The 25,818-nt window shown below is 64.1% G+C and carries 28 protein-coding genes; 15 read left to right on the forward strand and 13 right to left on the reverse strand.

Annotated features, from left to right (window positions below):
• Positions 1-56: 56 nt before the first annotated feature.
• Genes UP06_RS29295 through UP06_RS29320 form a run of 6 tightly spaced genes read right to left on the reverse strand, consistent with a single transcriptional unit; the run spans position 57 to position 4,524 of the window.
• Positions 57-359, reverse strand: coding sequence for a DUF4286 family protein (locus tag UP06_RS29295; RefSeq protein WP_045007132.1), 303 nt, complete (start codon positions 357-359; stop codon positions 57-59).
• Between the two features lie 11 nt (positions 360-370).
• Positions 371-1,312, reverse strand: a complete 942-nt coding sequence (locus UP06_RS29300; protein ID WP_245305579.1) for a dihydrodipicolinate synthase family protein — start codon at positions 1,310-1,312, stop codon at positions 371-373.
• A gap of 8 nt (positions 1,313-1,320) precedes the next feature.
• The gene (locus UP06_RS29305; protein WP_045007134.1) at positions 1,321-1,752 is read right to left on the reverse strand and encodes a MaoC/PaaZ C-terminal domain-containing protein; all 432 of its coding nucleotides are present in this window, start codon (positions 1,750-1,752) and stop codon (positions 1,321-1,323) included.
• Between the two features lie 3 nt (positions 1,753-1,755).
• A complete protein-coding gene (locus tag UP06_RS29310) occupies positions 1,756-2,163 on the reverse strand; it encodes a MaoC/PaaZ C-terminal domain-containing protein (RefSeq protein WP_045007135.1) in 408 nt (135 codons plus the stop codon).
• 10 nt (positions 2,164-2,173) lie between these two features.
• Positions 2,174-3,337, reverse strand: a complete 1,164-nt coding sequence (locus tag UP06_RS29315; protein ID WP_045007136.1) for an acyl-CoA dehydrogenase family protein — start codon at positions 3,335-3,337, stop codon at positions 2,174-2,176.
• A complete protein-coding gene (locus UP06_RS29320; protein ID WP_045007137.1) occupies positions 3,334-4,524 on the reverse strand; it encodes a CaiB/BaiF CoA transferase family protein in 1,191 nt (396 codons plus the stop codon). Before UP06_RS29320 ends, UP06_RS29315 begins: the two co-directional genes overlap by 4 nt.
• A gap of 194 nt (positions 4,525-4,718) precedes the next feature.
• Between UP06_RS29320 and UP06_RS29325 the strand changes: the two genes are divergently transcribed.
• Entirely contained in the window at positions 4,719-5,621 is a 903-nt protein-coding gene (locus tag UP06_RS29325) for a LysR family transcriptional regulator (protein ID WP_045007138.1), read from the forward strand.
• Between the two features lie 5 nt (positions 5,622-5,626).
• Here UP06_RS29325 and dapA read toward each other — a convergent pair whose 3' ends face one another.
• Positions 5,627-6,544, reverse strand: a complete 918-nt coding sequence (gene dapA / locus UP06_RS29330; protein WP_045007203.1) for a 4-hydroxy-tetrahydrodipicolinate synthase — start codon at positions 6,542-6,544, stop codon at positions 5,627-5,629.
• Positions 6,545-6,728: 184 nt separating this feature from the next.
• Between dapA and UP06_RS29335 the strand changes: the two genes are divergently transcribed.
• The 6 genes from UP06_RS29335 to UP06_RS29360 all read left to right on the forward strand — a co-directional run bounded on the left by UP06_RS29335 (position 6,729) and on the right by UP06_RS29360 (position 12,356).
• Positions 6,729-7,823, forward strand: coding sequence for a LacI family DNA-binding transcriptional regulator (locus UP06_RS29335; RefSeq protein ID WP_045007139.1), 1,095 nt, complete (start codon positions 6,729-6,731; stop codon positions 7,821-7,823).
• A 3-nt stretch (positions 7,824-7,826) separates the two neighbouring features.
• Positions 7,827-8,195 carry a tautomerase family protein gene (locus tag UP06_RS29340; RefSeq protein WP_045007140.1) on the forward strand — a complete coding sequence of 123 codons (369 nt, stop codon included), beginning with the start codon at positions 7,827-7,829 and terminating at the stop codon, positions 8,193-8,195.
• A gap of 15 nt (positions 8,196-8,210) precedes the next feature.
• Positions 8,211-9,353, forward strand: coding sequence for an acyl-CoA dehydrogenase family protein (locus tag UP06_RS29345; RefSeq protein ID WP_045007141.1), 1,143 nt, complete (start codon positions 8,211-8,213; stop codon positions 9,351-9,353).
• Positions 9,354-9,369: 16 nt separating this feature from the next.
• The gene (locus UP06_RS29350) at positions 9,370-10,953 is read left to right on the forward strand and encodes an acyl CoA:acetate/3-ketoacid CoA transferase (RefSeq protein WP_045007142.1); all 1,584 of its coding nucleotides are present in this window, start codon (positions 9,370-9,372) and stop codon (positions 10,951-10,953) included.
• A 9-nt stretch (positions 10,954-10,962) separates the two neighbouring features.
• Complete coding sequence (locus tag UP06_RS29355) at positions 10,963-11,451, forward strand: MaoC family dehydratase (RefSeq protein ID WP_045007143.1); 489 nt, start codon at positions 10,963-10,965, stop codon at positions 11,449-11,451.
• A gap of 65 nt (positions 11,452-11,516) precedes the next feature.
• Entirely contained in the window at positions 11,517-12,356 is an 840-nt protein-coding gene (locus tag UP06_RS29360; RefSeq protein WP_045007144.1) for an ABC transporter substrate-binding protein, read from the forward strand.
• Between the two features lie 90 nt (positions 12,357-12,446).
• Here the strand turns inward: UP06_RS29360 and hydA are convergent, their stop codons facing one another.
• The 3 genes from hydA to UP06_RS29375 are packed head-to-tail and all read right to left on the reverse strand — an operon-like array spanning position 12,447 to position 15,741.
• Positions 12,447-13,856 carry a dihydropyrimidinase gene (hydA, locus tag UP06_RS29365; RefSeq protein ID WP_045007145.1) on the reverse strand — a complete coding sequence of 470 codons (1,410 nt, stop codon included), beginning with the start codon at positions 13,854-13,856 and terminating at the stop codon, positions 12,447-12,449.
• Between the two features lie 11 nt (positions 13,857-13,867).
• Positions 13,868-14,608, reverse strand: coding sequence for a maleate cis-trans isomerase family protein (locus UP06_RS29370; RefSeq protein WP_045007146.1), 741 nt, complete (start codon positions 14,606-14,608; stop codon positions 13,868-13,870).
• Complete coding sequence (locus tag UP06_RS29375; protein ID WP_245305580.1) at positions 14,605-15,741, reverse strand: amidohydrolase family protein; 1,137 nt, start codon at positions 15,739-15,741, stop codon at positions 14,605-14,607. The genes UP06_RS29370 and UP06_RS29375 overlap by 4 nt, the downstream gene beginning before the upstream one ends.
• A gap of 24 nt (positions 15,742-15,765) precedes the next feature.
• On the opposite strand from UP06_RS29375, the gene UP06_RS41105 reads away from it, so the two are divergent.
• Positions 15,766-16,002 carry a hypothetical protein gene (locus tag UP06_RS41105; RefSeq protein WP_197087416.1) on the forward strand — a complete coding sequence of 79 codons (237 nt, stop codon included), beginning with the start codon at positions 15,766-15,768 and terminating at the stop codon, positions 16,000-16,002.
• On the opposite strand, the gene UP06_RS29380 is transcribed toward UP06_RS41105, so the two are convergent.
• The 3 genes from UP06_RS29380 to UP06_RS29390 are packed head-to-tail and all read right to left on the reverse strand — an operon-like array spanning position 15,999 to position 18,614.
• Positions 15,999-16,775 carry an ABC transporter ATP-binding protein gene (locus tag UP06_RS29380; RefSeq protein ID WP_045007147.1) on the reverse strand — a complete coding sequence of 259 codons (777 nt, stop codon included), beginning with the start codon at positions 16,773-16,775 and terminating at the stop codon, positions 15,999-16,001. The two genes, UP06_RS41105 and UP06_RS29380, sit on opposite strands and share 4 nt — an antisense overlap.
• Entirely contained in the window at positions 16,775-17,626 is an 852-nt protein-coding gene (locus UP06_RS29385; protein WP_045007148.1) for an ABC transporter permease, read from the reverse strand. The genes UP06_RS29380 and UP06_RS29385 overlap by 1 nt, the downstream gene beginning before the upstream one ends.
• Complete coding sequence (locus tag UP06_RS29390) at positions 17,610-18,614, reverse strand: ABC transporter substrate-binding protein (protein WP_045007149.1); 1,005 nt, start codon at positions 18,612-18,614, stop codon at positions 17,610-17,612. The genes UP06_RS29385 and UP06_RS29390 overlap by 17 nt, the downstream gene beginning before the upstream one ends.
• Before the next feature lie 198 nt (positions 18,615-18,812).
• Between UP06_RS29390 and UP06_RS29395 the strand changes: the two genes are divergently transcribed.
• From UP06_RS29395 to UP06_RS29425, 7 genes are all read left to right on the forward strand, one after another.
• Positions 18,813-19,523, forward strand: coding sequence for a GntR family transcriptional regulator (locus tag UP06_RS29395; protein WP_045007150.1), 711 nt, complete (start codon positions 18,813-18,815; stop codon positions 19,521-19,523).
• Positions 19,524-19,525: 2 nt separating this feature from the next.
• Positions 19,526-20,275 carry an aspartate/glutamate racemase family protein gene (locus tag UP06_RS29400; protein WP_045007151.1) on the forward strand — a complete coding sequence of 250 codons (750 nt, stop codon included), beginning with the start codon at positions 19,526-19,528 and terminating at the stop codon, positions 20,273-20,275.
• Positions 20,276-20,383: 108 nt separating this feature from the next.
• Positions 20,384-21,478: an ABC transporter ATP-binding protein gene (locus UP06_RS29405; protein WP_045007152.1), complete on the forward strand. Its 1,095-nt coding sequence runs from the start codon at positions 20,384-20,386 to the stop codon at positions 21,476-21,478.
• 23 nt (positions 21,479-21,501) lie between these two features.
• Positions 21,502-22,548 carry an ABC transporter substrate-binding protein gene (locus UP06_RS29410; protein ID WP_045007153.1) on the forward strand — a complete coding sequence of 349 codons (1,047 nt, stop codon included), beginning with the start codon at positions 21,502-21,504 and terminating at the stop codon, positions 22,546-22,548.
• A gap of 38 nt (positions 22,549-22,586) precedes the next feature.
• Complete coding sequence (locus UP06_RS29415; protein WP_045007154.1) at positions 22,587-23,450, forward strand: ABC transporter permease; 864 nt, start codon at positions 22,587-22,589, stop codon at positions 23,448-23,450.
• On the forward strand, positions 23,450-24,265 hold the full coding sequence (locus tag UP06_RS29420) for an ABC transporter permease (RefSeq protein WP_045007155.1): 816 nt from the start codon (positions 23,450-23,452) through the stop codon (positions 24,263-24,265). The genes UP06_RS29415 and UP06_RS29420 overlap by 1 nt, the downstream gene beginning before the upstream one ends.
• Before the next feature lie 351 nt (positions 24,266-24,616).
• A partial coding sequence (locus tag UP06_RS29425) for a hypothetical protein (RefSeq protein ID WP_045006879.1) occupies positions 24,617-25,818 on the forward strand: 1,202 nt, incomplete at its 3' end.

Below are 25,818 nucleotides of genomic sequence, written 5' to 3' on the forward strand. Positions count from 1 at the left end.
TTGGATGCGGCCAACCGGATCTCGCGACACGGCAGGCTGCATCATCATCGATCCTCTCAAGCCGGTCCCGACATCGGCTTGAGCTGGATGCGCGTGAAGTTCTTCACCAGGGACTCGAACGGACCGAATCCCTTCACCTTCAGAAATTCTGGTGTCTCGAACGCCCACCGTCCCGCGACCTCGTACATGGCCGCATATTTCGGCCCGTCGCCGACGGAAACGAAGCGTTTTGCCGACAGCCAGCCGGGACAGGCGAGCAGATCGGGAAAATGCCTGTGCTCGTACCAGGCGTTGAACGCGGCCTCGTGCTCGGGATCGATATCGACCCGCACGATGTGAATAAAGGCTTCGTCCGACATGAGCTCGCTCCTCACCTCAGGCGAATGTCGCCGGCCGCGCGCGCCGCACCGACGGTCGTCGCAATCGCGTCGCACAGCGCAGGCAGGACCGGCAGCAGCGGCGGTCGTGGATCGGCATTGCCGATCAGGCCGAGCGCCTTCAGCCCGACCTTCATGCGCGTGTGCATGTCCATGATCGGCACGGGGCCATAGATAGCCCGGACGATCGGATAAAGCCGTTCGTTGACGACGCGCATCGCCTTGAGATCGTCGGCGAGCGCAGCCTGCCAGAGCGCGATGAACAGATCCGGCGCGAGGCTGACCAGACCGGACAGAATGCCGTCGCCGCCGACGGCTAGTTGCGGCAGGAACCAGTTGAAATTCGACGGCAGGATCGCGACGGACGGATCGGCCTGCTTCACCGCCCGACGGTTCTCGTCATAGGCGAAGATGGTGTCGCTGCCTTCCTTGATGGCGATGACGCCGTCGAGCGCGGCGATCTTCGCCAGCGTCTCCGGTGTGTAGCCAAATCCGGACGTCAGCGGATACTGGAAAATTGACACCGGAATCCCGATGGCAGAACTGACGGCCTGCACGAAGGCGACCGGAGCGCGCGAACTGGCCGACGCACCGCCGCCGAGCGGCGCCGGCGGGAACAACACCGCACAGTCCGCGCCGGCGGCTTCGGCGAGCTGCGCCTGGTGGATCGCTTCCGCCGTGGAATGCGCGATGATGCCTGAAAGCAGCGGCTTGCCGCCGATCTGCCTGCGCGTGCGCTCGATCACCGCCTGCCGCTCGTCATCCGAGAGCGACCCGCCCTCGCCGGCATGTCCGTTGACGAACACCGCCGCGATGCCGTCCGGACAGGCACAATAGTCGAGCAGGCGGGCATAGCCGTCCCAGTCGATCGAACTGTCGTCCTTGAAGGGCAGTACGGTCGCGACCGTGACGCCGCGCAGATCCGGTTTCTTCATCAATTGGCTCATGACGGTTTGCGTCGTGGAAATTTCAGGCTGGCGCGCGCCTTCAGCACTTCGAGGCCGTTCTCGTTGCGGGCGCTCGCCTCCCAGATGATCGTGCGGGTCTCGTCATGCTGCTCTGCAATCCAGACCTCGAAGGTGAGCGTGTCGCCATAGAACACCGGACCGGTGAACCAGAAGCGATCCTCCACCGATACGCCGATCGTGCCGACCAGTTCGCTGGTGAGAACGCTGGTACAGAGGCCCGCGACCATGATCCCCGGCGCCAGCCTTCGGCCAAAACGCGTCGCGCCCGCATAGACCTCGTCGACATGGACGGGGCCGAAATCGCCGGTCGCAGCAATGTAGAGTGCGCCGTCCGCCTCGGTGATGGTCTTGCTGAGGCTGACCCTGTCGTTCACCTTCAGCTCATCGAAGGACTTTGGCTCGTACATGGCTCAGCCTAGCGCAAAGGGAACGAGCGTGGCGGTGCCATCCACCACAATTGTACCGGACGGCGACAGCGTGCAGGTGATGCGGCAGACCGCTTCGTCGCCAGCAACAGAGACGATCTCGGCCTTGGCCTCGACGGAGTCGCCGACGATCACCGGCGCGGCGAAGTTCAGCGCGATGCTGCCGATCCGCCGCGTCGGTCCGCCGAGCTGGCTGAGACAGGTTGTGGCGAGGCCGCCGACGGCGAGCTCGAAGGCGACCATGTTGGACGCGCCCGCCTTTTTGGCGCGGACGGCATCGACGTAGAGGCCGCCGAGATTGCCGCTGATGCCGGTAAACATGGCCTGCTCGGCAACCGTCATGGTCTTGCGGAACGCGAAGGCAGCGCCGGGCTTGAGAGGTGCGTGAGACATCGATCATTCCCTAGAGCTGCAAGCCGTTCTTGATGGTGCTGCGCGCGACCAGCATGCGGTGGATTTCGGAGGTGCCGTCATAGATGCGGGTGACGCGGGCATCGCGATACATGCGTTCCAGCGGCAGGTCCTTGCTGAAACCCATGCCGCCGAACACCTGAATGGCGCGGTCGACGACGCGGCCCTGCATCTCGGAGGCCGCGACCTTGATCATCGAGACCTTGTCGCGCGCGTCCCGCCCCTGGTCGATGTCCCAGGCAGCGTTCATCACCATCATCTTGACGCCGAAGATTTCGGTGGCTGAATCGGCGATCAGCTTCTGCACCATCTGGAAGTCGCCGATCGCCTGGCCGAACTGGCGCCGCTCGCCGGCGTGTTTGCGCATCATCTCCAGCGCACGCTGCGCCATGCCGACGGCACGCGCGCCGATATGGGCAAGGCGGATCTGGAGCACGCTCTGCATGATCAGCTTGAAGCCGCCGCCGACCTCGCCGAGCACGGCCGCTTTCGGGATGCGGCAATCCTCGAAGGTCAGCTCGGCATGGCCGTAGCCGCGATGACCCATCATCGGCTGGGTGCGCGCGACCTTGAAGCCCGGCGTGCCGCGGTCGACCAGGAACAGCGTGATGCCTCCGCGCGCACGCCTGTCCTTGTCGGTCAATGCCATCAGGATCACGTAGTCGGCGATGTCGCCATCGCTGATGAAATGCTTGGTTCCGTTGAGGACCCATTCGTCGCCATCGAGATGAGCCGTCGTGCTGATCGATGCGGCGTCGGACCCGGCGCCCGGCTCGGTGATCGCCATCGCGCAGATCTTGTCGCCCTTCACCGTCGGCAGCAGATAATTTTCGACCTGATCGCCCTTGCAGGCCATCAGCATCGGATAGACCTGGCCGAACACGCGGCGGATCAGAGCATCGGAGGTCTTGCCGAATTCTTCTTCGACGAGACAATGCTCGACGCAGGACAGCCCGCCACCGCCAATGTCGGCCGGCATGTTCATCGCGTAGAGGCCGAGCTCCTTCGCCTTGCCCTTGGTGACGGCAAGCGCGTCCGCGGGCACGGTGGCCGTCCGCTCCACCTCGTCCTCGAGCGGCTGCACTTCCGTCTCGACGAAGCGGCGGACGGTATCGACCAGAAGGCGCGTCTCCTCAGGCAGCGAAAAATCGATCATCGCACCACTCCCACAGCCTTGGCCGAGACCATGGCCTCAATGTCAGCAGCGCCGTAACCGATTTCACCGAGTACCTCGCGGGTCTGTGCACCAAGCCGTTGCGGCACCAGCCGCACCTCCGGCGTCTGGCCGTCATAGCGCGCGGGATGCGCGACCATGCGGATTGGCACGCCGCCGGCACTCTCGGCGGTCTTGAACACGCCGAGATGCCTAAGCTGGGGATCGGCCTCGAGGTCTCGATAGTCCTGCACCGGCGCGTGCCAGATCTTCGCGGCTTCAAGCATGGGCAGCCATTCCGCCGTCGATTTCTGTTTCAGGCGCGCGACAACGATGCCTGTGATCTCCTCGCGCTTCGAAAAACTGTCGGCCTCGCCGAACTGCTTCAGTTCGTCGCTGCCGAGCGCTGCGGCCAACGCCACCGGCGATGCCATGGAGATCGCGAGATGGCCGTCAGCGGTCGCGTGAATGCCGTAGGGCCCGGGGCTGAACCACGCCGCAATGCCGGCCGGACCGCGTGACGTCGGCGATGGCGCACCATTCAGCCAGGCGGTGAGCGGTTCGACCTGAAGATCGAGCGCGGCCTGATAGAGGTTGACCTCGACGAGCTGCCCCTTGCCGGTCTTGGTCCTGGCGAACAGCGCTGCAAGAATGCTCATGGCGTAGAGCGAGGCCGCGTGCTGGTCGACGATGACCGCGCCGACCGCCGTCGGCTCGCCGTCGGCCCGGCCCGTCCGCATCGCAAGACCGGACATCGCCTGGAGCAGGAGATCCTGGCCCGGACGATCCTTGTAGGGCCCGTCCGATCCGAATCCGGTCGCCACCGCATAGATCAAACCAGGGTTGATCGCCCTAAGCGTCTCGTAGCCGAGGCCGAGCTTAGCCATGGTGCCCGGCCGGAAATTCTCCATCACGACATCGGAGGTCGCCACCAGCTTCTTTACGGCAGCGATACCGTCGGGATGCTTGAGGTCGACGGCGAGGCTGCGCTTGTTGCGCCCGGTCGCCAGATGATTGACGCTGTCGCCGGCGACGAAATGATTGGCGACCGCCCAGTTGCGCTGAAACGCACCTTCGATCGGCTCGACCGCGATGACGTCGGCGCCGAGATCGGCGAGCGTCTGCGCCGCAAGCGGACCCGCGAGATAGTGATTGAAGCTGAGGATTTTGACGCCGTCGAGCAGGTTCATCCGTTCACACACCATGCCTGGCGTGCGACTTGTGCGTTCGATAACGCTTCGGTCGCAACGCAATGTCTTCGCGCGAAGCGTAAGCTGACGCTTCGATCATCGACAACATCGCCATCAATTATTTTCCGAGCGAGGTTGATAACCAAAATCTATGATGCACACTGTGATCGCCCACCCATGACCGGACCATCCTCATGACTCTTCGACAGCTTGAAATCCTGCGCGCCGTGATGCGCACGCGATCCACGGTCGCGGCGGCGAAGGATCTCGGCATGTCGCAGCCGGCGGTCAGCAACGCCATCAAGCACGCGGAAACCGGGCTCGGCTTCCTGCTGTTCGACCGCATCAACAAGCGCATGATCCCGACGCAGGAGGCGCAGATCCTGCTCGCGGAAGCCGAGCCGTTGTTCCTGATGCAGGATCTGATCAGCCAGACGGCCGCACATCTGCGGGCGGGCCGCAAGGGACGCATGCGGATCGTTGCGACCTCCGAATTGTCGGAGTCGCTGCTGCCGCAAGTGGTGGCGCGGTTCAGCCGCGATCATGGCGGCGTCGAGATTTCGCTGGAGACGCAGCGGCTCGACGACCTCCTGGAATATGTCGAGACGGGGATCGTCGACGTCGGCTTCGCCATGGAGCCGCACCCGCGCCCGACGCTGGACTATCTGCCGCTGGCGCAACTCGACATGGTCTGCGCCTGCCCTGCCGACAGTCCGCTCGCGCAATTGAGCTTCGTCAGCCCCACCGATCTGCGCGACACGCCGCTGATCAACGCCCGCACCTCGAGCCGCATCAGCAGCCTGATCCAGGAGGCCTTTCGCCGCAGCGCCGTCAACTTCGTGCCCGCCATCGACGTGCGTTTCATGAACGTTGCCGGGCACTTCGTCGAGGAAGGACTCGGCGTTACCATCATGGACGAGCTGACGGCGTCCTCGAAGCGCTACAACCGCCTCAGAAGTGTGCCGTTCAAGCCAAAGACCGAGGTCACGGTATCGGCCATCGTGCCGGCCGGCCGCATGCAGCAGCGGCTGACGCAATCCCTGATCAGGCACGCACGCGAGGAGATCGCGGCCCGGATTGCGGCGGCGCGGCAGTGATCCGCTCATGCGATCGCCCTGGATGAGGCCGCCGCGGCCGGCCAAGCCAGGCCGAAGCGCCTGACCAGCGCGAGCGCAGCAGCATCCTGTGCAGCCGGCAGCGGCAGCCGCGGCGGGCGCGGATTGCCGACGGCAAGGCCCATATGGCCGAGCAGCGCCTTGCTGCCGGCGACATAGGCCTGACCGCCGACGAACTCAATCACCGGCAGATATTTGAGATAGAGCTCGCGCGCCTGCTTGATTGCGCCCTCGTCGGCGACGAGGCTGAAGATGCGCGCCATCTCGGACGGAACCACGTTGGAGGCCACGGCCACCCAACCCTGCGCGCCTTCGACGAAGGACTCGAAGCCCAGAATGCCACCGAACACCGTCATCCGGTCGCCGCAGAGACGGATGATGTCGCGCACGCGCGTCACCTCCAGCGTCGACTCCTTGATATAGAGGCAGTTGTCGATCTCGGCGAGCCGTGCCACGAGTGGCGGCTTGAGATCGACATTGGCAGTTGCCGGATTGTTGTAGACCATGATTGGCAGCGAGATCGCGTCGGCCACCGTCTTGTAATGATGGACGAGCTCGTCGTCGGTCGGGGTTGAATAGAACGGTGGAATGATCATCACGCCGTCAGCGCCCAGCTTTTCGGCACGGCGGCTGAGACGCACCACCTCGCGCGTATCTTCCGCGCCGGTGCCGATCAGCACAGGCACGCGCCCCGCGGCTTGCGTGATGACGACTTCGGCAACGAGCGCCTTCTCGTCGTCATCGAGCGACAGGAATTCGCCGGTCGAGCCGAGCGGGATCAGTCCGTGAATTCCTTCCGCGATCTGCCAGTCGACGAACGCACGCAGCGCAGCAACATCGACGTCGCCAGACGGCGTGAACGGGGTGATCATAACGGTGTAGGTGCCGCGAAACATCTTCATCAGGGAGCTGCCGGGTGATCGATTGAATTCAGGGAATGGCGATGCTCTGCGGAATATCCGCAATATTCCTGCAATCGATTGCGTAACTGGCTCTGCATTGAGCACCATCATCCATTTTTTGGGCTTGATCCATGTAGAATTGGCCCATAACGTCTCTGCAATCGTTTGCAGTCTATCGGCAGGTTTGATGAGCGTCACGCTCAAAGATGTGGCACACGCGGCCCGCGTTTCGGTCAGCACCGCTTCCCGCGCGCTGACGGGGACGGGCCTGACCAGCGAGCGCACGCAACAGCGCCTGACGCGCATCGCGCGCGAGCTCGGCTATCGGCCGAACCCGATCGCGCGCGGATTGAAGACCGGGCAGTCGCGGCTCGTGGCGCTGCTGGTGCACAATCTCACCAACGCCTCGTTCCAGGTGATGGCCGAAGAGGTGCAGGCCCGCCTGAAGGCGCTGGGCTATCAGATGCTGCTGTGCATTGGCGGCGACGATCAGCAGCAGGAGAGCGACACCCTCACCACTCTGGTCGATCACCGCATCGACGGGCTGATCTTGGTGCCCACCGGCAAGAACGGTGCGCAGCTCAAGGCATTGGCGAAGGACGTCCCGATCGTCTGCCTGGTGCGTCGCGATGACGCAACCGACCTCGAGACCGTGCTCGCCGACGATCCGCAAGGCGCCTATCTCGGCACGCGTCACCTCATCGAGCTCGGCCACAAGCGCATCGGATTGATCGTCGGTCGCCAGGACACCACATCCGGTCGCGAGCGGCTGTCCGGCTATGTCCGCGCCCTGCGCGAAGCCGGCATCGCCCTCGATGACACATTGATTCATGCCGGTCATTTCGTCCCCGAGACCGGTGCGACCGGCTGCCGCAAGCTGCTCGACCTCCCTCGCCCGCCCAGCGCCATCTTCGTCGCCAATCATGAGGCAACGCTCGGCGTGCTGCGCGTCACCGCCGAGCGGAACATCGTGATCCCCGACGATCTCTCGCTGCTGTGCTACGAGGACATGCCGTGGTTCGAATGGCACCGCCCCGCCATCAGCATCGTCGACAACGGTGCCCGCGATCTTGCCAATCTCGCCGTCGACCGGCTGCTTCAACGCATGGACGCCAAGGGGAATGGCAAGGGCAACGGCAATGACGGCGTTCGCGAATATCGCGTCGGCGCGCGCCTCGTGCAGCGCGATTCCTGTCGCCGGATCGACGCCGCGACCTCGGCCAGATCCGGCAAGCCCAAATCGACCCCGTCCAAATTGTCTACGAAGTCCGCGAAGGTCTGATCGATGCCCTATGTCGAAGTGCTCGCCCCGCAAGTTCCGTCCGACCGCAAGGCCGCGCTGGCGAGGTCTGTGACCGACGGCCTGATGTCGGCGTTCGGCGTCACTGCGGATACGGTCACGCTCTATTTCCTCCCGATCTCGCCCGACGACTACGCCCATGCCGGCGAATTTGGCCCTCAGGACGCCCGCATGCGCATCCTGCTCAAGGTCCACGCATTCCGACGCAGCGAGGCCGAGCGCCGCGCTGCGGCCATCGCGCTGACGCGCGGCGTATGCAGCGCCTACGGAGTGCCGGGCGACGATGTCGCCGTCTATTTCCTCGATCGCGACATGAGCGAAGTTGCCCACGATTCCAAGCTTGCCAGCGACTGACGGAAGACACGAGCCATGGACCGCTTTTACAGCCAAGACCAGAAGGCCCTGCGCGAGACCGCCCGTCGCTTCGCGCAGACTGAAATTCTGCCGCGCGCAGCCACCATTGATCGCGAGGACCGTTTTGATCGCGCGCTTTACAAGGGCATGGCCGATCTCGGCCTGTTCGGCATTTGCCTGCGCGAAGGCGCGGGCGGCGCCGGCCTCGATGCGGTCGCGGCCTGCATCGCGATGGAGGAATTGGCGCGCTGCTCCGGCGCCGTCGCCAATGCTTTTGCGATTCCGGTCGAGGCGGTGCTGTTCTTCGACCATCACGGCACCGACGCGCACAAGGCGCTGATCCCCAAGATTCTCAGTGGCGACATCGTTCCCGCCACCGCGGTCTCCGAGCCAGACCACGGCTCCGATGTTGCGGGCATCCGCACCCATGCGGTGCGCGAAGGCACTGGCTGGCGGCTCAACGGCACCAAGGCCTGGGTGACGCTCGGCGGCGTCGCCGACCGCATCATGGTGTTCGCGCGCACCGGCGCGGATCCGGGCCACCGCGCGATCTCCTGTCTCCTCGTCGACGGCGCCCTGCCCGGCATCGCCCGCGGCAAGACCGAAGAGCTTCTCGGCATGCACGGCCTCGAAGACTGCCAGATCACCTTCTCCGACGTGCAGCTGCCGGCCGACAGCCTGATGGGGCCAGAGAACCAGGCCTTCAAGATGGCCATGAGCAATTTCAACTTCAGCCGGCTGATGATGGCCTCGATGGCGCTCGGCATGGCGCAGGCGGCATTCGAGGATGCCACCGCCTATGCAAAGGACCGCAAGCAGTTCGGCCAGGCCATCATTGGCTTCCAGGCGGTGCAGTTCATGCTGGCGGACATGTCGACCGACATCGCCGCCGCGCGCCTTCTCATCCATCACGCCGCACGGCTGCATGACGCCGGCGAGCCGATCGCCAAGGAGGCGGCGCAGGCAAAACTGTTCACGACCGACATGGCAATGAAGCACGTCTCCAATGCGCTCCAGATCCACGGCGGCAACGGCTACTCGCGCGAGTACCGCATCGAGCGGCTGTTCCGCGACGTGCGGCTCGCCCAGATCTATGAGGGCACCAACCAGATCCAGCGGCTGATCATCGCACGCCAGGTCGAGAAGGAGGCCGCATGATGGTACGCGTGCACTCATGCTGAGCATCATCACCGCGGCACAGGCCGCTGGTCTCATCCGCGACGCCGATACGCTGATCGTCGGCGGCAATGGCGGCACGGGCGCAGCCGAAGCCATCCTCGACGCGCTGGAGCAGCGCTTCCTCGGCGGCCGGGGCCCGCACGGGCTGACGCTGATCAACATCACCGGCGTCGGCGCCGTGACCGAGAAGGGCCTGTGCCATCTCGCCCATGAAGGCCTGATCGCGCGCGTGATCGGCGGCAATTTCGGCCTCCAGGTGCCGTTCATGCGCCTCGTCCGTGACGAGTTGATCGACGCCTATAACTTTCCGCAGGGCGTGATGAGCCAGCTCTGCCGCGCCATGGCGGCGAAGCATCCGGGCGTGCTCACCCATGTCGGCCTCAACACCTACATGGACCCGCGCCAGGACGGTGGCCGCATGAACGCGCGCACCACGGCGCCGCTGGTCGACCTGCTCGAGCTGCACGGCCAGTCGTGGCTGCTCTACCGCGTGCCCACCCCGCCTGATGTCGCCATCATCCGCGGCACCTCGGCGGACGAAGACGGCTATATCAGCATGGAGCACGAGGGCACGACGCGCGAGGATCTCTCGATCGCGCAGGCCGTGCACAATGCAGGCGGCACCGTGATCTGTCAGGTCAAGCGCATCGTGAAGCGCGGCTCGGTCCATCCGCAGATGGTCAAGATCCCCGGCTTCCTGATCGATCACGTCGTGCTCGAACCCGACCAGATGCAGACCTATGGGACCGTCTATGATCCGGCGCGCTGCGGCGAGACGCGCGTGCCCGTGGCGATGATCGCGCCGGATCCGCTCACCGAGCGGCGGGTGATCGCGCGCCGCGCCGCCTTCGAGCTGCGCCCGCGCGACGTCGTCAATCTCGGCGTCGGCATCTCCGCAATGATCCCTAATGTCGCGGCTGAGGAAGGCATCTCCGACCTGATCACCTTGACAGTTGAATCCGGCGTGGTCGGCGGCGTGCCCGGCCATGCGCGCGAATTCGGCACCGCCATCAATCCGCGCGTCATTCTCGACCAGGCCTACCAGTTCGACTTCTACGACGGCGGCGGGCTGTCCTGTGCGTTCCTCTCCTTCGCGGAAGTGGACGAGGCCGGCAACGTCAACGTCACCCGCTTCGGCGACCGCCGCGACGGCTCCGGCGGCTTCATCGACATCACGCAGAACGCGCGGCGGCTGATCTTCAGCGGCACCATGACCGGCGGCAAATTCGACATCGGAGTCGAGAACGGCCGTCTCGCAATCCGGCGCGATGGCGCCTTCCGCAAATTCGTCGCCCAGGTCGGCCAGATCAGTTTTAGCGCGTTGCTTGCCGCACAACGCGGCCAGCATGTGAGCTACGTCACCGAGCGCGCCGTGTTCGAGCTGGAGAACAGCAGCGTGACGCTGACCGAGATCGCGCCGGGCGTTCGCCTGGAGGAGGACATCCTCGCGCATATGGGTTTCCGGCCACGCATCAGTCCGCAACTCAGGGATATGGACCCGCGCATCTTCCGCTCAGGGCCGATGGGGATCGCGCAGAGTTTCATGGCGATGCCGGCCCGGCCGCGCAAGGTTGCCTGAGGAACACGCATGGACGCCGCTGCATCGATCAATCTCCGTTATGAGGACATCGCGCTCGGCGCGGAGTTCGAGACCGCCGCGCACATTGTGACGGAGGCCGACATCGCAGCTTTCGCCGACGTCACGCGCGATCACCACCCGCTTCATATCGATTCAGCATATGCGCGCTCGCGTGGCTTCCCCGCGGTGATCGGCCACGGCCTGTTCGGCCTGTCGCTGATGGAAGGGCTGAAGTCGGAGCTGAAGCTGTATGAGGAGACCTCGGTCGCCTCACTCGGCTGGGACGAGGTGCGGTTCAAGGGACCCATCGTCGCCGGCGACTGCTTGCGCGTGCGCTTCCGCTTTGTCGAGAAGCGACCGACCAGGAATCCCGAACGCGGCATCGTCATCGAGACGCTCGACCTCCTCAACCAGCGCGACGAGGTGGTGACCGCGGCCCGCCACACCTCGCTGATCCTGACCCGGCAGGCCGATCGCGGCGTGTCGGCCACGACATGACAACCAAGAAGACGTCGGACCGGAGACGGCTCAACTGCCACCCACGATTTGACAGGAGTATTTTGATGCGATTTCTCCAGACCTTCTTCTCTGCCCTCACTCTGCTGATCGGCTTGTCTCAGGCAGCCGGTGCACAGACCTGCACGCCGAAGGTACCGGCGTCGAGCCTGATCGAGGCACCGAAATGGCAGATGTCGATCAACCCGACGCTGCCGCCGCAGCAATTCGTCGACGACAAGGGCGAGTTGCAGGGCCTCAATGTCGAGCTCGCCCGGGAGATTGCGAAGCGCATCTGCGTCGAGGCGGTCTTCTTGCGCATGGACTTCCCGCCGATGATCCCGGCGCTGCGCTCCGGCCGCTTCGACGCCATCAACACCGGCCTGTTCTGGACCGAGGAGCGCTCGAAGATGCTCTACCTCGTGCCTTACGCGCAGCAGGCAATCAGCATCTACACCGATCCCGCCTCCAGCCTGAAGCTCGAGAAATTCGAGGATCTCGCCGGCCGCGTGGTCGGCGTCGAATCGGCGACCTACACCGAGCGCAAGGCGCGCGAGTTCAACACCGAGATGGTCGCCAAGGGCCTCAAGCCGATTGAGCTGCGCACCTTCACAACCGTCACCGCGACCTCTGCGGCGCTCCGCGCCGGCCAGCTCGAGGCGGCACTCAACATCAACGAGACCGCCAACGCGCTCGAGCAGAAGGGCATCGCAAAGATCTGGGTCCGCGACATCGCCGGCACCGACATCACCTTCGCCTTCCGCGACAAGTTGCTCGCGCAAGCCTTCGCCGACGCGCTCACGGCAGCGCGCGCCGACGGCACCTACGACAAGCTGTTCGACAAGTTCGGCATGACCAAGCTGAAGGCGACGACTTTTGCCATTCGTGGCGAGGGGCCGACGAACTAGCGAGCCGAGGCTCTAGAGTCGTTCCGCAGTGGCAGTGTGTAGGGTGGGTTAGCGACGCGTAACCCACCCTACGGATGCATCATATCCCCATCACACCAGGCTCGACTTGCCACGGCTCAGCACCTCGCCCGCGCCCTTGTCGCCGACGATCTTGCCGTGCTCGTACACCACCCGGCCCCGCGCGACAGTGGTGACAGGCCAGCCGGTGACGTCAAAGCCTTCCCAGGGCGTGTAGTCGGCACCGTGGTGCAGATCGGCCTGCTGAATTGTCTTCTTCAACTTCGGATCCCAGAGGACAACGTCCGCGTCGAAGCCGACACCGATCGAGCCCTTGCGCGGATAGAGGCCGTAGATGCGGGCATGGTTGGTCGCGGTCAGCTCGACGAATTTTTGCAAGCTGATCCGTCCCTTCGACACGCCCTCGGAGAACAGGATCGGCAGCCGCGTCTCGACCCCGGGAATGCCGTTCGGCACCCAGCGGAACGAGGTGCGGGAATTCGGCGTCAGCTTGCCCTTGGGATCATCGTAACGGAACGGGCAGTGGTCGGACGAGAAGGTCTGAAACACGCCGGTGGTGATGCCTTCCCAGATCGCCTGCTGGCTATCGGCATCGCGCGGCGGCGGCGAGCAGACATATTTCGCGCCGCTGATGTCCATGTTCAGGCCCTTCATGTCGTCGGCCGTGAGCGTGATGTATTGCGGACAGGTCTCCGCATGCACCGGCAATCCGCGCTGCTGGGCCCAGCGCACCTGCTCCATCGCCTCACGCCCGGAGACATGGACGATCATGATGGGCACGCCGACGATTTCGGCATGGCTGATGGCGCGATGCGTCGCCTCGCGCTCGACGGCCTGGGGCCGCGACACGCCGTGATAATAGGGCGCGATATGGCCTTCGCGCTCGAGCTTGGTCGTGAGGAAGCGGATGGCGTCGTAGCCCTCGCAATGAACCATCACCAGCGCCTCTTCGCGGCGCGCGACCTCGAACACTTCGAGCAGCTGCTTGTCGCTGAGCACGAGGTCGTCATAGGTCATGAACACCTTGAACGAGGTGTAGCCGTCCTTGACCAGTGCCGGCAGCTCCTGCCCGAGCACGACGGCGGTCGGGTCAGAGATGATGAGATGGAACGCCGTATCGATGTAGCACTCGCCCTCCGCAAGCTTGCGGTAGCTCTCGACGCAAGCGCGCAGCGAGGTGCCCTTCTCCTGAAGCGCAAACGGCAGCACCATGGTGTTGCCACCGGCGGCAGCAGAGCGCGTCGCCGAGGCAAAGTCGTCGGCCATCACAACGTCGGGACCGGAGGCTTGCGAGACGTGGACGTGGCTGTCGATGCCGCCCGGCAGCGCGAGCAGCCCCGTCGCGTCGATCTCGCGCGCCGCGCCCTCGAGGTGATCGGCGATGCTGACGATACGGCCGTCGCGAATGCCGATATCGGCACGAAACTCGTCGCTGGCCGTCACGATGGTGCCGCCGCGAATGGCGAGATCAAGTTGCGTCACTTATGTCTCCGTCACTTGATGACCGCCGATGTCTGGAAGATCCGGCCCCACTGCGCAAGGGCCGAGATGTCGCCGCCGGCGAGGCTGAGGCTTCGCCACAGCGTAACCGCGACTGAGTCGAGCACGGCGATATCCAATTCCCGTTCGAGCGAGGCGGCAAGTGCGGCACCGTCGAGATTGGTGCAGAGGATAACGACAGCGTCGGCGCCCTCGGCCGCCACCGCGCGGATCATGCCGGCGATCGTCGCTGGCTTGACCTCGCCGAAGGAGAAATTGTCGCGCAGGCCGAGGTGGCGCTCGGCATGCGGGGCGATGCCCTCCTCGGCCCAGACGTCGCCGATCCGCCGCTGCACATCGTCCGTATAGGGCGAAACGAGACCAACGCGCTTGGCGCCGAGCGCGCGGGCGGCATCGATGCAGGCGAGCGTGGACGTCGTTGCGGGTACGCCGGTGCGCTCCGTGATGGCCGCACCAAGGCTCCTGTCGCGGCCGATGCCGAGCCAGCTGGCCGAAGTGCCGTTCCAGGCAATGGCGCCGACCTTGGCGTCCGCCAGCAAATCCGCCGCCGGCAGCATTGCCGATGCGTCGAACTGGCTCAGCGCCGCGGCGTCCAGCGCAATCTCGGTGACGCGGAAGCGCGAGAAATGTGCGGTGATGCCGTCGACCCCCCCGAGCATGGCGCTGGTGACGGGCTCGAGCACCGAATTGGAGGACGGCGTGATCATGCCGAGACGTTTGCGCATCGCGGTCATTCCTGAGCGGCGCTTCGATGGCCTTGCGTGACGGGAGTGACATTGTGTCTGGCCCACAGCGCCTCTGCAACCTTCTGCGCTTCACGGACCAGTTCAGCACCGTCGGCGTTCAGCAAGCGTCCCTCCTCAATCACGATACGGCCATCGACGATGACAGTCCGGACATTGTTGCCGTTACCCGACCACACCAGGGCACCAAATCCATCGATAATGGGGGCAAGCGTCGGTTCGGACAGGTCGAGCAAGACCAGATCCGCTTTTTTTCCGCAGGTGATCGACCCAATCTGGTCACCCAGCCCAAGCGCTTCCGCTCCGCCCTGCGTCGCCCAGCGAATCGCCGAGCGCGCGTTCAGTCCGTCTTTCTCACCACGTATCCGCTGCATTGCGACAGCCCAACGCATCGCCTCGAACATGTCACCGGAAAACGTATCAGTGCATAACGCCATGCGGGCACCTTGGCGCTCGATGGACGCCGCCGGTGCGATCCGGCCGGTTTTGGCATTGCCGATCGGCGTATAGGCCATGGTCGCCTTCGCTGCCCCAAGAGCGGCCTCGTCGCCGGCCGTCACGTGGATGCAATGCGCCGCAATCAGGCTCTGGTTGAGCAGACCCGCAGCCTCGAGCACCTCGACCGGCGACCGGCCGCTACGGGCCTGTGTCTGGGCCACCTCGATCGGGCTCTGACAGACATGGGTGTGAACATTGCCGCCGTATCGTTGCACGAGACCGGCGACCTCACGCAGCAGATCGTCCGAGCAGGTATCCGGCGCATGCGGGGCAAAATCGCACCTGATCCGGCCATTGTCATGGGCTTGCCAGCGCTCGATCAGCGCGACGTTCTCGGCGATGCTCGCCGCACCGATCGCGGCCGAATATTCGTAGCGCTTGCGGGTAAGCGCCTCCGGATCGGCATCATGGATCCGGCCGGCGATGACCGCACGCGAGCCAAGTTCGGAATGAGCCTTGGCCAGCGCTTCCGGGTAGCGGTAAAAATCGACAATCGTCGTCGAACCCGTGCGCAACATTTCGTAGACGCCGAGCCGCGACAAGGCGGCGGCCTCGCCCTCGGTCAGCCGATGTCCCTGCGGAATTCCAGCCGTGAACATCGGCGCAAAGCCGAGATCCTCGATCATCCCGCGGGTGATCATCAGCGGCGTATGATTGTGAACGTTGACCAGGCCCGGCATCACCAGACGGTTGCGCGCATCGATGGTGCGCGCCGGCGACCAGCGTATCGCGATCTCGTCGTCATCGCCGACGTCGACGATGCGGCCGTCTGCGACGGCCACGGCCCCGCGCGCAATGATGCGATCGGCTTCGTCCAGGGTGACGACAAGTCCGCCCTTCACCAGGAGATCACAGGTGCGCGGTGCCGCTGCGCCTTCCACGGCTAGGACGCCTGCGCGAGGCGCGTCGATTCCTCGCGAATGAGCGTGAGAATACGGCGCTTTGCATCATTGAATTCGGGGCTGGTGATGTCCCTCGGGCGCGGCAGGTCGAAATTGACGGCCTCGCGAATCCGGCCCGGCCTTTTCGTCATCACCACGATCTTGTTGCCGAGCACCAGCGCCTCATCGACGCTGTGGGTGACGAACACGATGGTGCAGCGGCGCTTCTGCCAGATCGCGACCAGCTCCTCCTGCATTTCAAGCTTGGTCTGGGCGTCGAGTGCCGCAAACGGCTCGTCCATCAGGATGACGCTCGGGTTCATCAGCAGCGCGCGGGCGATCCCCACCCGCTGGTTCATGCCACCGGACAGCTCGGAGGGGTGATGATGCTCGAAGCCGCGCAAGCCCACGAGATCGATGAACTCCATGGCGCGATGGTGCCGCTCGGCCTTGCCGACGCCCTTGAGCTTGAGATGGAAGGCGACGTTGTCGATCGCCGTCAGCCACGGCATCAGAGTCGGCTGCTGGAACACCACGCCGCGGTCCGATCCCGGCCGCTCCACCTGCTTGCCGTCGACCAGCGTGCGCCCGGAGGTCGCCTGCTCGAAGCCGGCGATGATGTTGAGCAGGGTCGACTTGCCGCAGCCGGATGGGCCGAGCAGGCAGACGAAATCATTCGCCTCGATGTCGAGATTGATGTTGTCCAGCGTCAGCAAGTCGCGCCCGCGCCGCTTGTCGGAAAACACCTTGACGATGTTGCGAAGCTCGATTGCCGCCATCAGCCCGCCCTGCCCTGCACGGTGGTTGTCGCCTGCCAGCGCAGCGTGTGCGCCATGATGACTTTAAGGCCGAGGTCGGAGAGATAACCGAGCAACCCGATGGAGATCATTGCTGCGAGCACGATGTCGTAGCGCAGGAAGTAATAGGAATCCCACAAGACGTAGCCGAGCCCGCTCTTGACCGCGACCATCTCGGCCGTGACCGTCAGCATCCACGCCGATCCGACCGCGATGCGCAGGCCTGCGAAGATCGAGGGTAACGACGCCGGCAGCACGATGTCGGTCAGCATCTGCCGCTGGCTCGCGCCCATCATCGCACCGGCGCGAACCAGATTGTGGTCCACGGTCTTCACGCCGTGAATAGTGTTCATCAGCACCGGAAAGAAGGCGCCGAGGAAGACGAGAAAAATCGCCGGCTTGTCGGCGATGCCGAACCAGATGATGGCGAGCGGAATCCAGGACACCGGCGGGATCGGACGCAGCATCTGGAGCGTCGGCTCCAGCGTCTTCTCGAACAGGCGCGACCAGCCGATCGCGACGCCGGCGAGGATTCCAAGCAGGCTTGCCAGCGCAAAGCCGCCAAACACGCGCAAGGCGCTGGCGAGCGCATCGCGCAGCCAGTGCCCGGAATAGGTCTGCGTGGTCTCGTCGAAGCCGAACACCCAGTCGCCGAGCGCATGCAGCACCGCACTCGGCGCCGGCAACAGGGCCGGCGGCAAGACGCCGCTGCGGGCAAAAGCCTCCCAGCCCGCGATCAGCAGCGCGGGAACGACAACGCGTTCGAGCCCCTGAAACAGCCGGGTCGGCCGAAACGCCGGCTTGGCGGGCGCGGCGTCAGTAACCGAGGTCATTCTTGGATTTTCCCGTGGCCTGCTCCAGGAACGAATAGTCCATGTTCTTCTCCGCTTCCGCGGAGACGTCCTTCGAGATGTATTTGAGGTCGCGCATCATCGCGGCGATCGCAAGCGTCTGCGAACGATGGATCGCCGGATCCGGCGAGGCATTCTTCAGCGCCTCGGTCGCGACCGTCTTGTCGAGGCCGGTGAGCTTGTTGATGACGTCGATCCACAGCGTCTTGTCGGCGATCAGCTTGTTGTCGAGCTCGACCACCGCGGTGACGATGCCCTGAACGCCGGCGCGCTGGCTCGCGATCACGTCGGAGCGCGTGACGATGAGGTTGGTCAGATTTCCTGCCGCCTGGTCGTAGGGCAGCACGAAATGCTTGCCGGCGCCCGAGAGCCGGATCTGCGAGGCAAACGGCTCGACCGAGCAGATCATGTCGACCTCGCCGCGCTGCAACGCTGCGAGATGGTCGGACGGATTGGGAATGTTGATGAACTGGACGTCCTTGTTGGGATCGACACCCTGCTTAAGGAACGCGCCCCGCATGTGAATGTCCTGCGCGTTGCCGCGGGACGCCGCGACCTTCAGCGGCTGGCCATCGCTCTTCCCCTTGGCGACGATCGCCTTGAACGCCGTCCAGTCATCGGGCGGAAGGTCCAGCTTCGTGGACGCGAGACATTCCGAGCCGCCGTTGATCTGGCCGGACACGGCGACGACGTCAAAACCTTTGTCGAGCGCAGTGATGTAGTGGAGGTAGGTGACTTGCGCGACGTCGATGCTCTTCGATATCAGCGCGGTGAGCACGTCGTTGCCCGAGTTGAAGCCGATCGCATCGACCTCGACATTCTTGGCCAGCCCCGGGACCAGCGACATCGGCAGGCAGTGCGCGCATTTGGCGTAACCGAGCTTGATCTTTGCCGTCTGCGCAGAGGCGAGATCGATTCCACCGAGCATCAGTGCCATCATTACGAGGCCCAGTCGCAAACTCGTCCGCATCGCTCACTCCGTTTCGAAGGCGCGGGATCTCGCGCGTCGTGCAAGATCATCGGTCGCTCTTCGCCGCAGCGCAATCCGGTTTTTGCATGCTGCATACAATTTGCGCGTTGTGCCATTGTTTTCAGCGAGATGCGTCGGTATTTTGGGCAAGCAAAAGGGTCGGAAGCGGCTAAGATCAACGTGATAAGCGAGGCATGCGTGCAGCCAAAATCGGAAGCGCCGAAGGGACGAAAGTCGCCCAAACTCAAGCGGATGGGCCTGCATGAGCGCGCCGCCGCGCGGATGCGGACGATGATCATTCGCGGCGAGTTGCCGCCGGGATCGCAGACCCAGGAGACCAAGCTATCGAAGTCACTCGGCGTGTCGCGCACACCGCTGCGCGAGGCGATGAAGGTGCTCGCGGCCGAAGGACTGATCGAGCTGCGGCCGAACCGCAGCCCGCGCATTGCCGGCATAGCGGTCGAGGGCATCTCGGAATTGTTCGAGGCGCTGGCCGGGATCGAGCGGCTTGCGGCCGAACTTGCCGCGGAGCGCGCGACCGAGCGCGATCTCGCCCGCCTGCGCACGCTTCAGACCCGCATGGAAGGTCATCATCGCAACGGCAAGCTTGACGATTACTTCGCCATCAACGGCGAGATCCACAACACCATCGTCCGCATGGCGCGCAACACGCCGCTGCGCGAGGCGCACGAGACGCTGATCTCCCGCGCCGAGCGCGCGCGCTATCTCGCGCTTGGCGCCGACCGCCGCTGGAGCAATTCGGTCGACGAGCACGCCGATATCCTAGCCGCGCTCGAAGCCCGCGACGGCGAAGCGGCCGGACGCCTGCTCGGCGCCCATGTCTGGCGCACCGGCACCGCCCTGCTCGAAGTCCTCGCCACCTCTCAAGCCAAGCAGACGGCGGCCTGACAATGAAGCTCCTCCTGCTCAACCCGAACACCAGCACCGAAGTCACCCGGCTGATGATGGGCGTCGGGCAGCAGGCCGCCTCCCCCGGCACCGAGCTGATCCCCTGCACCGCATCCCGCGGCGTGCCCTACATCTCGACGCGCACCGAGGCGCAGATCGGCGGCGCCATCGCGCTGGAGATGCTGGCCGAGCAACACAAGAAGGTCGACGCGGCAATCATCGCCGCCTTCGGCGACCCCGGCCTGTTCGCCGCGCGCGAGACGTTCGACATTCCCGTGGTCGGTATGGCGGAGGCCGCGATGCTGACGGCCTGCATGGCCGGGCGCCGCTTCGCCATCGTCACCTTCGCGCAAGCCTTGGGCCCCTGGTACGAAGAGTGCGTCCACGCCCATGGGCTGTGGGAGCGTTGCGCCGGCATCCGCATGCTCGATACGCCGTTCCAGGCGATCTCCGAGGTCGGCACCGAGAAGGAAGATGTGCTCGTCGATCTTGCGCAACGCGCGATCGTCGAGAACGAGGCGGATGTTTTGATCTTCGCCGGCGCCCCGCTCTCGGGTCTCGCCGAGCGCGTCGCCGACCGAATCCCCGTTCCCGTCGTCGATCAGGTCATAGCCTCCGTGAAGCAGGCCGAGGCGCTGGTGGCGCTACGCCTGCGCAAGGCGACGGCCGGCACGTTCCGCCGGCCCGCCGCCAAGCCGACCATCGGTCTTGCCGGGGCGCTCGCCGCCCGGCTCGAGCATCGCGATAGCTGAGCGGAGCGGCGGCGATGGACGATCTTCAATCCATCTTCGATCGCGCGGCCGCCGCCGGACCAGGGCACGAGACTTGCTTTCTCCTTTGGGGCAACGGGAGGCAACACCATGGCTGATGCGCAAAGCGGCCGATCGCTCGTCGTCGATGCCGTCACCCATCGCTATCCGAGCGGTGCGCTGGCGGTCGAGAACATCAATCTCGACATCAAGGGCGGCGAGATCATTGCCCTGCTCGGCCCCTCCGGCTGCGGCAAGACGACGCTGCTGCGGATCATTGCCGGCTTCATCGCGCAGACGCAGGGGCGGATCATCATCGGCGACGACATCGTCGATGCGCTGCCGCCGAACCGCCGTGCCGTCGGCATCGTGTTCCAGAATTACGCGCTGTTTCCACATCTTTCGATCAGCGAGAATGTCGGCTATGGCCTCGCCGCTCGTGGCGTCGACAAGGCCACGCGCCAGCGCGAGGCGCAGCGCCTGCTGGAGCTGGTGCAGCTGCCGGCGATGGCGGAGCGGCTGCCGCGACAGCTCTCCGGCGGCCAGCAGCAGCGCGTCGCACTCGCCCGCGCGCTCGCGATCAAGCCGTCGATCCTGCTGCTCGACGAGCCCTTCGCCGCGCTCGACAAGAATTTGCGACTCGACATGCAGATCGAGGTCAAGCGGTTGCAGCGCGTCTCGGGCATCACCACACTGATCGTGACGCACGACCAGGAAGAGGCGCTGTCGATGGCCGACCGCGTCGCCGTGCTGAGCCATGGCAAGCTCGAACAGTTCGGCTCGCCCTCCGACGTTTACGATCGGCCCCAGACACTGTTCGTGAACACCTTTGTCGGTGCCAGCAACCGCATGCCCGGCGTCGTGGTCTCGGCGGACCGCACCGCGGCGAAAGTGCGCCTCGATGCTGGCGCGGAGATCATCGCACGGCCCGCGGGCGGCACCCTCACCGAAGGTGGCCGCGTCACCGTGTGCATCCGTCCCGAGCATCTGCAATTCGTCGGCGACGAGACCGGTTTTGCCGGCGTGGTCGGCATGTCGCTGCCGTTGGGCGCGACCGTTGTCCACGAGGTCAAGACCGCTGATGGCTCCGGCGTCAAAATCTCCCAGGCGCGCATCGGCGAGACGCGCGCGCTGGAGAACGGCGCTGCGGTACGGCTCGCTCCGCTCGCCCCATCGCTCGCCAACGCCTTTCCCGCAACGCTTTAGATCCAGTCCACAGGGAGTTCGACATGATCCTCAACCGCCGAAGCTTGATGACCACCGCACTCACACTCGGCGCCATGAAGGCGTTTCCGGGCTTAAGCTATGCCCAGGCCCGTCCGCTGGTGTTTGCGACCTTCACCGGAAGCTGGGAGGAAGCACATAAGGCCGTGCTGGTGCCGGCGTTCCGCAAAGCGAACGCGGATGCGGCGATCGTGCTCGACCCCATGCTCTCGGTCGACCAGATCGCGAAGGTGAATGCGGCAAAGGCCAATCCGCCGATCGACGTCATGCTGCACGATCCCGGCCCCGCCCTCGTCGCGATCGCCCAGGATCTGGTCGAGCCCTATCCGGTCGAGAAAAGCGCCTATTACAAGGACCTGATCGCCGAGGCGCAGGAGCCGATGGGTCCCGCGCCGTTCTTCCAGGTTGTCGGCCTCACCTACAATCCGGAAGCGATCAAGACGCCGCCCACCTCCTGGGCTGATCTGTGGAAGCCCGAGTTCAAGGGCCGCGTCGGCATCACCAACCTCAACTCGACGCTCGGCACCGGCTGGCTGGTCGAGATTGCCAAGATGCGCGGCGGCTCTGAAGCCAATATCGATCCCGCCTTCAAGGCGATCGAGGAGCTCAAGCCCAATCTCGCTGCCGTGGCGGCCAACCCCGGCGCGCTCGCAACCCTGTTCCAGCAGGGCCAGATCGACATCTCGCCCGGCAATTTCAACGCCATCCAGATCCTGAAAGCGCGCGGCGTGCCGGTCGAGTTCGTGGCGCCAAAAGAAGGCGCGATCGCGTTCAAGACCACGATCCACATCGTCAAGAATTCGCCCAACCGCGAGCTCGCATTCAAGCTGATCGAGGCGTCACTGACGCCCGAGGTGCAGACCACGCTGATGAACCCGCCCTATCTGATCGTGCCGACCAATTCCAAGGTGACGATGGGCGGCGAGATCGCGCGCGTGCTCGCCAAGGACACCGCCGAGCTGAAGCAGAAATTCGTGTTCCAGGACTGGAAGAAGATCAACGAGCAGCGCTCGGCCTGGATCGAGCGCTTCAACCGCGAGATCAAGATCTAGACGCTCGAAGGACTTCTAGGAGCTTGAAGGACTTGGCGATGGGCGCAGCACCGGCCTCACGTGACGTGACGTCCTACGGGATGGGATTGGCAGCGCCGCTGGCGCTGTTCTTCCTGGTGTTCTTTGTCGCGCCGCTGCTGCAATTGCTCTGGCTCTCGCTGCACAACGACACGGCCGCGCTGCATTGGGGGCTCGGCCAGTACCTGCACTTCCTCACTGACCCCTTCAGCCTGAGTGTGCTCGGCTCGACGCTATTGCTGGGGGCCGAGGTGACGGCCGTCTGCCTCGTGCTCGGCTTTCCCATCGCCTGGCTCTATCAGCGGGTCGGGTCGCGGCTTCAGACCATCATCATCCTGATCGTGTTGCTGCCGCTCCTGACCAGCGTCGTGGTCCGCACCTTCGCCTGGATCGTCATCCTCGGACGCCAGGGCATCATCAATGCGACGCTGCAATCGCTCGGCATCATCGATACGCCATTAAAGCTGCTCTACACTCAGTTCGGCGTGGTGATTGCGCTGGCGCAGGTGCAGATGCCCTTGATGACGCTGCCGCTGATCACGGCGCTCGGCCGCATCGATCCCAATCTCGACGATGCCTCCTGCTCGCTCGGCGCCGGCAGCTGGCGCAGCTTCTTCAAGATCACGCTGCCGCTGTCGCTGCTCGGCGTCATCGCCGGATGCACGCTGACCTATGCCGCCGCGATCACCGCCTTCATCACCCAGTCGCTGATCGGCGGCGGACAGATGCTGTTCATGCCGATGTATCTCTATCAGCAGGCCTCCACGCTCCAGAACTGGCCGTTCGCATCGGCGATCTCGATCATCTTCCTGCTCGCCGTGCTCGCGGTGGTCTCCGTCTTCACGACGCTCGGCCGCATGTCGCGCGGCTATGGAGGGGCGTGATGAGCGGGCGCAAGCGCACCCTGGAAGCGATCAGCTTCGAATTCGTCATGACCGTGATCGCGATCATCGCGCTGATCATCATCATCGCGCCGTCGCTGGTGGTGCTGATCGTCTCCTTCACCAGCGGCTTCTCGCTGAGATTCCCGCCGCCGGGCTATTCGCTGCGCTGGTACGTCGAACTCTGGGACGCCTGGCAGTTGCACTTTGCCGCGAAGAACAGCCTCATCGTGGCGCTGTGGGCGACGGGTCTGTCCGTTGTGCTCGGCGTCGCGGCGGCGCTGGCGATCTCGCGGTCGCGGACGCTGTCGGCGCGGCTGCTCGATTCCCTCTTCATGTCGCCGCTGGTGCTGCCGGCGCTGGCCTTCGGCCTTGCCGCGCTGATGCTGTTTTCACTGGTCGGCCTGCCGGTATCGCCGCTGACGCTGGTGATCGGCCACACCGTGGTCTGCGTGCCCTATGTCATCCGCAACACGGTGGCGGCGCTGGCCCAGCTCGAACCGACGCTGCTCGAGAGCTCGGCGGTGCTGGGCGCCAGCCGCCTCTACACCTTCCGGCGCATCGTGCTGCCGCTGATCCGGCCGGGCATCATCGCGGGTGCCTTCATCGCCTTCATGTCGTCCTTCGACAACGTGCCGGTCTCACTGTTCCTGCGCGATGCCGCCACCGACATGCTGCCGATCCGGATGTGGCAGGACCTCGAAGGCAAGCTCGATGTCACGATCGCCGCACTTTCGAGCGTGCTGATCATTGCTACCGTCGTGCTGGTTGCCGTGATGGAGCGCGTCACCGGATTGTCGCGACGGCTGACCAACTGATTAGGATCCAGAAAAGTGCGAGACAGCTTTCCGGATCACGCTCAAACATTGAACTCAAGCGCATGAACAGGACGTGTACTCATTAGGCGGCCGCGTGCCCGATGTCCGCTTCTCCTCCAATTGCGGCGCAAAACGGACATGGTCGGATGTCGCCTTCGGGCCAGAAGCGGACTCACGGTCTGCGAACAGCGCTCGCTGGCCTTCAGGAAGCTTCGCGCATGACATTGGCTAACGAACGGTGAAAGCGTAGCCGCAAAACATCCAACGTCATCGATCACTTCCACAACCTCTGTTTGCTATGCGATTGCAGTGCTACATCAGCCCGACCGCAATCGCCCCGTATAAGTGGATATGAAGACATTACCCAGCCTGATCTTCGGAACCGTTGTCGTTTTACTCGGCTTGGGGCTGATGCTGTTGTTTTCGCAACCTTGGCTCGTCTTCGGCGCTCTTTTCAGTTTCACGAAGCCGGTCAAGGTCACTGCACCCGGCCAGGACCGCGGCTACTATTACCGATTTAAGGCCAGCTACGTCTACAAGGGGGAGCCGCTTAATTTCGACATCGTGGTCGGTTGCCGCGTAAAAATAACGACCTACAACGATAACGATAGAACAGTCGAAGTCGGCGTCGTGCCAACGATCTTCGGGCTCAAGACAAAAGATGAGCACGGTGTGGTGGTGCACTTGCCTCAAGCCTGCAATGGCGAGACTACGCAGAACGGCAGGGTCCCCAAAACGCTGCTACCGCTCGTGATCACCTATCAACGTGCCGACGAGCCTTGGTCTGGCGTCGCCTATGCATCGGAGGACTCGTACGATAGCCCGCGCTCTGAATTGAAATTCCTGGGTTCCACAATTGCTCGAGCAACGCGCGAAGAATGGGAAGCGTGGCGCGAGACCGAGGCGAAAAGGAATTTCATCACTTACGAGCTGTTGGGCATCAACCCGATAAATATGTGGAAGTTTCCCAAATGGAAGCCGGGGCTTCGTGTAATGGCCACCCAGTGCTTCGGCATTTCAAGAATGAAGCTCTCCGACGCGGCGCGCAATGTCGTGACGTCTGGCTGGCCTCCCAGCAAACCAGCCTATTGGTTTCCTGATAAGTCGACTCGAGAATCGCTTTGGAATATCGCTTATGGACCCAGCAAACCCCCGCTCATCGAAGGGAATCGGTTCCAAGATTACTTTGGCTCTCGGGGCAATAATGGATTGGCACGACGCGAACCTGGCGCAGTCATCTTCTTTAATCGCCAAGTCGAAGGCGATGTCTACCCGGCCCACACAGACCTCTCGATCAACAAGCTGGAACCTACCGGTGAACTTCCTGCCGAACTGAGCGCAAAAGAACGATTGGATTATTCCGCGGCTGAGACTAAGCCGGAACTACGCGGCTTTGCCTTTTGCGATAGTTCGATCGTCTCGATTGACGGCGCGCCACAGTGGCCTTCCAAATATCTTTATCGCAATGCGAATCGGATTGACGGCGAAGCGATCAGCGAACAACTCGCAAAGTGGGGCACCAACTACGACATCGCCTTTGAGCGCGACGAGTA

The sequence above is a fragment of the Bradyrhizobium sp. LTSP857 genome, from assembly GCF_000938285.1.
Taxonomy (GTDB): Bacteria; Pseudomonadota; Alphaproteobacteria; order Rhizobiales; family Xanthobacteraceae; genus Bradyrhizobium.